Here is a 462-nt window from a genome sequence, read left to right as displayed (position 1 = left end):
GGTAGGTTCCTTGCTCCACCACACACCCACCATCCAACACCACCACAGAATCAACACCACGCAACGTCCACGCACGATGAGACACCAACACCACCAAACGCCCAACAGCAGCCACCTTCAACCGAGCAAAAATCTCCTCCTCAGTCTCAGCATCCACAGCACTGGTCGGCTCATCCAACACCCACACCGGCGCATCCCGAAGAACCACACGCGCCAACGCCAAACGCTGCCACTGACCACCCGAAAGACCAACACCACCAAACGACTCACCCAACTGAGCATCCAAACCACCCTCAAGACCACGCACAAAATCATCAGCACAAGCCACCGACAAAGCCGACCACAAATCAGCATCACCAAGACGCTCAACCGCCGCCTGCGGCAAACCCAGAAGAAGATTTTCACGCACAGTCAGTTCATAACGGCCGTAGTCTTGACTCACCAAACCAACATTTGCCAACA

At 55.2% G+C, this 462-nt stretch carries 1 protein-coding gene; it reads right to left on the bottom strand.

Going from position 1 to position 462, the window contains the following annotated elements; translation table 11 throughout:
- Window positions 1-462 (bottom strand): ATP-binding cassette domain-containing protein (locus HMPREF2944_RS08985; protein ID WP_141755729.1); only part of this gene is annotated, 462 nt, incomplete at both ends.

This window comes from Rothia sp. HMSC072E10 (assembly GCF_001813965.1).
Classification (GTDB): Bacteria; Actinomycetota; Actinomycetes; order Actinomycetales; family Micrococcaceae; genus Rothia; species Rothia mucilaginosa_A.
Note: the sequence above shows the minus strand (reverse complement) of the source record. Positions and strands in the feature narration are given on the sequence as shown.